The sequence below is a fragment of the Streptomyces sp. NPDC059832 genome, assembly GCF_042731715.1.
In the GTDB taxonomy this organism is placed as follows: Bacteria; Actinomycetota; Actinomycetes; order Streptomycetales; family Streptomycetaceae; genus Streptomyces.
The window spans coordinates 275,417-283,173 of the sequence record NZ_JBHWIY010000007.1; the positions used below are offsets into that span (position 1 = coordinate 275,417).

A 7,757-nucleotide genomic window follows, 5' to 3' on the forward strand; every position below is an offset into this window, starting at 1 on the left:
GAGGCCGAGACCGGAGGGCTCTCGTCTGAGCGGGCCACACTGTTTCACTTCGGTGCGATCCGGGGGGCGGCACAGCGCTCGGCGGAGGCCGCCGAGCGCGACGACCACGAGTCGTTCGGCCGGGCCGATGCGGAGTTCCATCAGGCGATCGGCGCGGCAGCTGGGAACGCGTTCCTCTCCAGCCTGGTCGACGCGATCCAGCGGCTGCAGCGACAGGTCACCATCGTGGCCCTGGCCGACTCCGCACCGGGATCACTCGCCGGGGCCGCGGAGCAGCACCTGGCGATCCTGGAAGCGATCGGGGCCGGTGAGCAGGAACAGGCCGCCGCCCTCATGGCCCGCCATATCGACACGACGGAACTCCAGGTCCAGCGAGAGATCCGCAATCGCATTTTCGCCGCTCCCGCCGCTCCCGCCGCTCCCGCCGGCCGGGACGGGGCGTGACCGCGGACGACAGCCTCGATCAGTAGCGCCCCGCCGCCCCGCCCCGCCGCCCACACCGGAAACGACCGGGCGACGGGGCGGTCGAAGCGTGCCGGGGTCGTGAACCGCACCACCGACGCGTCTCGTTCCCGCGAAGCGAATCCGTAGAGGCCGACGAAACTCTACCGACATGTATCAGATCTATTGCCTCCCTGGTTCAGGCAATAACTCCGTCTCATCTCTTGACATGCCGTCGCGCGCGGACTTCCATACCCCAAGGTGCCCTGACGGGCGAACGCTGAGGGGAAGCGGTCGCCCCCGAGAGCAGCAGGACTCTGGGAAGAGTCTGAACCATGTGACGGATTCGGTGGACGGTCGGCAGCGGGATTCCCTCTCTCGTCTCGGTACGAACAAGACAGCGACTCGGTACCGCCCCCGGACAACGACGGGTAGGGGAAGTTGGACATGATGCGCAATCCGATACTCACGAGAACCGCCGCCCTCGCAGGTGCTCTCCTCCTGGCCGGGTGCACGGCCGGCACTTCCGGTACGAGTGCGTCCAAGGGCGACGGCGACAAGGTCACCCTGACCTTCCTCACCTTCGAAACGCCCAACCTGGACGCGAAGTACTGGGACACCGCGATTGCCCGCGCCTCGGCGAAGGTGCCCGGGGTGACGATCAAGAAGCTCGTGTCGCCCAGCGCCGACCGCACCGGGTACGCGAAGCAGCTCGACAGCACGGGTCAGTTCCCGGACGTCATGATCGGCCTGAACCCCGCCGGATTCGCCGAGGCGGGCAAGCTGTCACCGTGGACGGACAAGGAACTCGCGACGTACGAGAACCCCCGCGCCAACACCTATGACGGCAAGGTCTACCAGCTGCCTTACGCCGCCCAGACGACGCTCGTTTACTACAACAAGAAGGACTTCGCGGCCGCCGGCATCGACGCACCGCCCCACACGTACCGTGAACTGCTCGACGACAGCGCCAAGTTGAAGAAGAAGGGCATCAACCCCTTCGTGGTCGGCGGTGGCGGCAAGGATTCCTGGGCCGACATGTTCCCGCTGATCTGCACGGTGGCCACCGACGTCTACAAGAAGACGCCGGACTGGCTGTCCCAACGCGCCAAGGGCAAGGTCAAGTTCACCGACCCGGCGTTCGTCGCCGCCGCCCAGAAGGTCGCCGGCCTCGCGGACAAGGGATACATCGACCGCGCCGGCCTTTCCCGCTCCTACGCGGACACCGAACAGGCCTTCCGTGACGGAAAGGGCGCGATGTATCCGATGGGCAGCTGGTTCTCCGCCTCGGCCGACGCGAAGAAGCCGGACTTCGACACGGGCGTCTTCGCGTGGCCCACGGACCAAGGGGCCCCGGCACTCCCGGGCGTCCTCGGCGGCGGGATGACGGTGAGCTCCAAGGCCTCCGACGTTCCCCTGGCCAAGAAGTGGGCCAAGGCCTTCATGGAGGACCAGAAGAACCTGGACGCCGCCGTCAAGGCCGACGGGCTCATCATCGACATCAAGGGCTACAGCCCGCCCAGCACCATGGGTCCCGTCTACAAGAAGACCGTGGCGGCGTATCGGCAGGCCCAGAAGGACGACGGGATCGTCAACTCGTTCTCCCAGGAGACCGGTGACGGTTCCCTGCCGCCCGGCCTGGCCGACAAGGCCGCGGCCGGCGTCCAGAATCTCCTCGGCGGCCGCATGACAGCCCGTCAGTTCGGTGCCTACATGGACGAGCAGTGGGACAAGGCCACCCGATAATGCGCATACGTACCCTGACTCGACCGGAGGGTTCCGCTGCCGCGCCCGAGGCGCAGGACACGGCAGCGGTCCGATCACAGGACACCCCCGCGCGGCAGCCGTCGCGACCGTCCCGGCGCTTCCGGCCGAACGGCGGACCGGGCCGCTTCGCTCTCTTCGCGGCTCCCGGACTGCTCGCCTACCTGGCCCTCGTCCTGGTGCCGATCGGCATGACCGCCGGCTACAGCCTCACCAACAAGAACCCCTTCAACCCGCCGACCCGGTGGGTGGGCCTGTCCAACCTCACGAGCCTGTTCTCCGACGACGATTTCCTCAAAGCACTGCAGAACACCGTCGTCATCACCGTGATCGTGACGCTGGTGACCAACGCCGGCGGCCTGGCGATCGCCCTGCTGCTCGACCGGCGCGGCTGGCTGTACAACGCTCTGCGCAGCGTGTTCTTCGTACCGGTCGTGCTGAGCGCCGTAGTGGTCAGCGTCATCTGGCAGGCGATCCTCGTCGACGACGGCCTGCTCAACTCCATGCTGCGACAGCTGGGGGTGAGCCATCCGCCGGGCTGGCTCTCCGACCCGAGCCTCGCTCTCTACACGGTCTCGTGGGTCATCGCCTGGCAGGGGCTCGGCTTCTGCGTGGTGATCTACCTGGCCGGACTGCAGGGCATCCCGCAGGAGTTGCACGAAGCGGCGGCCATCGACGGCTGCGGACCACTGATGCGGTTCCGCCACGTCACCTGGCCGATGCTGGCACCCGCCGTCACCATCAACACGGTCATGTCACTGATCGGCGGATTCAAGGCCTACGACCAGATCCAGGTGCTCACCAACGGCGGCCCCGGCCCCGGCACCACATCCACCCTCGCCTTCCAGGTGATCCAGACCGCGTTCAACGGCAACCACGTCGGCTACGCCTCCGCGATGGCCGTGGCGATGCTGATCCTGGTCGCGACCGTCTCCGTGATCGCGCTCGGGTGGCTGCAGAAACGCGAGGTGTCCGCATGAGCACGAACACGAAGACGAACCCGGACCTGAACGCGAGCATGAACAGGGGTGGAACAAGGGCGTGGATACGTCCGGTCGTCGCGCTCCTCGCCGGCCTGCTGTTCTTCCTGCCGATCTACCTCGTGCTGGTCAACGTGTTCAAGGACGGTTCGGCGATCGTGTCGAACCCGGTCGGCCTCCCGGTACCACCGACCCTGGACAACATCCAGAGCGTGCTGTCGCGCCCGGACCACCTCTTCTGGTACGGGCTGGTCAACAGCACGGAGGTCACCGTGATCTCCATCCTCGTCATCACCGCGATCTCCGCCATGCTCGGCCACTACCTGGCCCGGTCGACCGGCTTCCTGTCCAAGGTCATCATGGTCGTCCTGCTCTGCGGTCTCATGGTGCCACCCGCGGTGATCCTCACCCCGATCACCGAAGTCCTGCGCACGCTGGGGCTGATGAGCAGCGTGCCCGGACTGGTCCTGGCGTACGTCGGCTACTACATGCCGTTCGGGGTGTTCGTCTTCGCGGGCTTTGCCAAGACGATCCCCCGAGAGCTCGAAGAAGCCGCGGCGATCGACGGCGCCGGAGCGTTCCGCGCCTTCTGGCAGGTGGTCTTCCCGCTGATGCGGCCGGCCTCGGCCAGCGTGGTGATCTTCCTCGGCGTCTGGATCTGGAACGACTTCCTCAACCCGCTGATCGTCCTGGGCCCGGCAGCAGGCACCACGGTGACCGTCGGCATCTACCGTGCCATCGGCGAACACCAGGCGGACTTCGGCTCGGTCTTCGCCTTCATGTTCCTGGCGACACTGCCCATCCTCGTCTTCTACCTGGCCTTCCAGAAGCAGTTCGTCAAGGGCCTCACAGGAGGAGCGACGAAGGGTTGATATCGGCCGGTACGGCTGGGCAGGTGACGGGGGGCGGGGACCGACGCAAGCCCCGCCCCCGTCACATGTCGCGGACTTCGGACACTCGCGCCCCTTCACGCCCGTTCATGTCCTTTCACGTCCCTTCAGCGAGAGGCACTCCTCACCCCATGCACCCCACAGCACCCGTGCACACCGCCACCGCCGTCGACGCGCTGTCACTGGGTGGCGCCGCCCTGGGGAACCTGTTCCACGCGGTCAGCGACGAGGACGCGGCCGCCACCGTGGAGGCCGCCTGGAACTGCGGCATCCGTGCGTTCGACACCGCTCCGCACTACGGACTCGGCCTGTCCGAGCGCCGGCTGGGGGAGGCACTGCGCACTCGGCCACGTGCGCAGTTCACGCTGTCCACCAAGGTCGGCCGCCTGCTGCGCGCACGCGCCGGGCTGCCCGGCGACGACCTCGCCAACGGCTTCGCCGTCCCGGCCACCCACGAACGGGTGTGGGACTTCAGCGCCCGCGGTGTACGCACCAGCGTCGAGGAGAGCCTCGCCCGGCTCGGCCTCGATCGCGTGGACACCGTCTACCTGCACGACCCGGACAGCCACGAGCGCGAGGCCTTCGACTGCGCCTACCCCGAGCTGGAACGGATGCGTGCGGAGGGCATGGTCGGCGCGATCGGCGTCGGCATGAATCAGACCGCGATGCCGACACGCTTCGTCCATGACACCGACATCGACGTGGTCCTGCTGGCCGGCCGCTACTCCCTGCTCGACCAGAGCGCTCTGGCCGCACTGCTGCCGCTGGCGGCGCAACGCAGGGTGCCCGTGCTGGTCGGCGGGGTGTTCAACTCGGGCCTCCTCGCCGATCCCCAGCCGGGCGCGACCTTCGAATACGCACCGGCCCCGGCACACCTGCTGGACCGGGCGCTGGCTCTGCGCACGCTGTGCGAGACCTTCGGGGTTCCGCTGCGGGCAGCCGCCCTGCAATTCCCGCTGGGGCACCCGGCGGTCGCCGGTGTGCTGCTCGGGGCACGCAGCGCCGCCGAGGTGACGGACGCCACCGCGGTGATCAGCCACCCCGTACCTGAGGAGATGTGGCTCGCCCTGCGTGCCCAGGGTCTGCTGCCGCCGGACGTGCCGGTGCCTGTACCGACATCGATCTGAAACTCAATTCGCTGGAACACGCACACAAGGATGGTTGCAGAATGCTTGACAGGAGAAACTGCCTTTCTTTGTTGGCGGCCGCCGGAGTCGGAGCGAAGATCGCTCTCGAACCCACGGTCTCGCGAGCCCAATCGCTCGACGCAGGGGTTACCGGAGCCAGTGGCCAGGCTGCGGAACTCAGCCGTGCTCTGCGCGAGTTGCACGGATCCCTCCTGGTGTCGGTTCGGGAATATGACGGCACGACGCTGCGCCGGGCCCAGCAGTTCGACGGCGACCTGCTGACCGACGGACCGCGACAGTGGCAACTGAAGTGGGATACGCGGCGGGTACCCGATGGCCACGGGTGGGATGTCACCCTGACCTGCACCCTGGAGAAGGGGGCGGCGGAACAGACCGCGATCTCCGTGGATTTCCCCTTCGAGAGCTGGGAGACCGCCAACTACGTGATGATTCCCGGAATCATCTACAACGGCAATCGCTATCGCGCCATCGGCAACGGATACAATCCGGACTATCCGGCCGACATGTACTACAACCCACGGACACCGCTGACGATATCGAACAACCCGCGACTGGCCGTCGATGCTGCGGCGACCTCACGGATCGAGCTGGAGACGTGCAATACTGCCGCCCCGGCGATGAGCTTCTTCTCGCCCAAGTCCGGAAAGGGCTGGATCGTCCTCACCGAGCAAGGAACCCGCCTGGGAAACAGTGGGCTCTCGGTCGAGGAGAGCGCGAGCAGGGAAAGCTGTGAATTCAGCATCTCGGCACCGGTCATGCGCCGTCAGGCGGCAGGTTTCGGCGACTTTCGGCCGAGCGGTGACAGTGCGTCGAACTGGGCCCCCGGTGACGCGGTTTCGATTCGCTTCCAGGTTTTCACCTTCGATGCCGACGGAATTCCGGCAGTCCTGCAAAAATTCATGGATGTGCGAAAGTCGCTCACCGGCCCCACCGTGCCTCGCAACCTGCTTCCGATGAGTAAGCTGGCCGAGCTCGGCACCAACATCTGCCGAGGAAATTTCACAGAGACCAAGGCAGGCCGCTACTACCTGCCGGAAAACTCCAGGCACTTTCAACTGGGTTGGGTCAGCGGAATGATCAACACCTACCCCATGTTGGCTCTGAATGACCCGACGGAACGGGACAGGGTCTCCGAAGAGCTTGACTTCATCTGTTCCCGCATGAAGGGGCAGAGTGGATTCTTCTACGGCTTCATCAGCGAAGACGGCGAGATCCGATCGGAGAAGGCCCACCCCGACTTCCCTGCTGTGCAGGCGATGGTGCGCAAGAACGGAGACGTGCTCTTCTGGCTGATCAAGCACGTGATGCTCCTGAAGGCACAAGGGCACGGCGACACCATCAAGGAATCCTGGGAACTGTCCGCGGCCGGTCTGGCCGAAGCATTCACCCGGACCTGGCGAAAGCACGGAGAATTCGGTCAGTACATCGTTCCCGAAACAGGCGACATCGCCGTGTACAACTCGACGGCCGGCGCCATCGCTCCGGCCGGGCTCGCCCTGGCAGCTGAATACTTCCACCGTCCGGACTGGTTGACCGCGGCCGAGGAAGCAGCCGAGTTCTACTACGATCGCGACATCAAGTCCCGTGGATTCACCAGCGGAGCGTGCGCGGATATTTCACAGGATGCGGACTCCGAAACGGCGTTCGGTCTCCTGGAGTCATTCATGGCGCTGCACCAGTACACCGGAAAGAAGATATGGCTGAATCGCGCCGAGGTCCAGGCCGCTCTGTGCTCGTCCTGGACTCTTGCGTACGATCCGCTGTTTCCGGCAGGCAGTGATATCGCGCGGCTGGAGGGAAGGATGGCGGGCGCCGTTTGGGCAAGCAGCCAGAACAAACATGCCGCGCCCGGTGTCTGTACGTCCTCCGCCGACCACCTGTTCAAGCTGTATCGGGCTACTGGGGACAAGAAGTACGCTGAACTCATCAGCGATATCCAGCATGCCCAAGCCGAGGCCGTCAACATGCCGGGACACATCACCACCGACTACCTCATCGGTTCGAGCATGGAGCGGATCCAGCCCAGCGATGCCGAGGGCAAGGGTGCCGTCGGTGATTTCATCAGGACGAGAAACTCCTGGACCGAGACCAATGGTGTCTTGATGGCACTCGAACTTCCCGGAATCTACGTCCGGCCCGGGGAAGGAATTCTCATTCCCTTTGATCATGTCGAGGCCGAGCATGTCAGCGAGAGCCGTCAGGCGGCCGTAGTCCGCTTGACCAACGGAACGGCCTACGCGGCAAGGGTGTCGGTACTGGCGGAAACGGCCCGCCAATCAGCCCGCCCCCTTGGGTACACGGCGTTCCTCGACTGGCCGCAGGTCGAAGTCCCGGCAGGTGGGTCGGTCACCGTGCGGATCACGAGGAAAGGCAAGGTCGCACCTCAGGCCTGATCCGACTGAGCCTGTCCCCGTCCACGGTCTGTGACTCGCGGCAGGCAAACGGCGGAGGGGGGGGGGAGGGGTTGTCTCCCCCCCCCCCCCCTTTCCCCCCCCTCCCCCCCAACAAGAAGAACCCTCCTTCAGTTGCCCCCC

General features: G+C 65.9%; 6 protein-coding genes. All 6 read left to right on the plus strand.

Features of this window, described 5'->3' with window-relative positions:
• Positions 1-444, plus strand: a 444-nt coding sequence (locus tag ACFV8T_RS15505) for an FCD domain-containing protein (protein WP_385327742.1), incomplete at its 5' end; no start/stop codon positions are given.
• Positions 445-888: 444 nt separating this feature from the next.
• Positions 889-2,187 carry an ABC transporter substrate-binding protein gene (locus ACFV8T_RS15510; protein WP_385327744.1) on the plus strand — a complete coding sequence of 433 codons (1,299 nt, stop codon included), beginning with the start codon at positions 889-891 and terminating at the stop codon, positions 2,185-2,187.
• A complete protein-coding gene (locus ACFV8T_RS15515) occupies positions 2,187-3,185 on the plus strand; it encodes a carbohydrate ABC transporter permease (protein WP_385327746.1) in 999 nt (332 codons plus the stop codon). The genes ACFV8T_RS15510 and ACFV8T_RS15515 overlap by 1 nt, the downstream gene beginning before the upstream one ends.
• 38 nt (positions 3,186-3,223) lie before the next feature.
• The gene (locus ACFV8T_RS15520) at positions 3,224-4,057 is read left to right on the plus strand and encodes a carbohydrate ABC transporter permease (RefSeq protein WP_317862217.1); all 834 of its coding nucleotides are present in this window, start codon (positions 3,224-3,226) and stop codon (positions 4,055-4,057) included.
• A gap of 149 nt (positions 4,058-4,206) precedes the next feature.
• Positions 4,207-5,202 (plus strand): aldo/keto reductase, encoded by a 996-nt coding sequence (locus ACFV8T_RS15525; protein ID WP_385327748.1) that lies wholly within the window; start codon positions 4,207-4,209, stop codon positions 5,200-5,202.
• 41 nt (positions 5,203-5,243) lie between these two features.
• Positions 5,244-7,616, plus strand: coding sequence for a hypothetical protein (locus tag ACFV8T_RS15530; protein ID WP_385327750.1), 2,373 nt, complete (start codon positions 5,244-5,246; stop codon positions 7,614-7,616).
• Positions 7,617-7,757: the final 141 nt, after the last annotated feature.

Coding starts and splice junctions, on each gene's coding strand:
- ACFV8T_RS15530 (WP_385327750.1), top strand. CDS start 5,244: ATGCTTGACAGGAGAAACTGCCTTTCTTTGTTGGCGGCCGCCGGAGTC.
- ACFV8T_RS15525 (WP_385327748.1), top strand. CDS start 4,207: ATGCACCCCACAGCACCCGTGCACACCGCCACCGCCGTCGACGCGCTG.
- ACFV8T_RS15510 (WP_385327744.1), top strand. CDS start 889: ATGATGCGCAATCCGATACTCACGAGAACCGCCGCCCTCGCAGGTGCT.
- ACFV8T_RS15520 (WP_317862217.1), top strand. CDS start 3,224: ATGAACAGGGGTGGAACAAGGGCGTGGATACGTCCGGTCGTCGCGCTC.
- ACFV8T_RS15515 (WP_385327746.1), top strand. CDS start 2,187: ATGCGCATACGTACCCTGACTCGACCGGAGGGTTCCGCTGCCGCGCCC.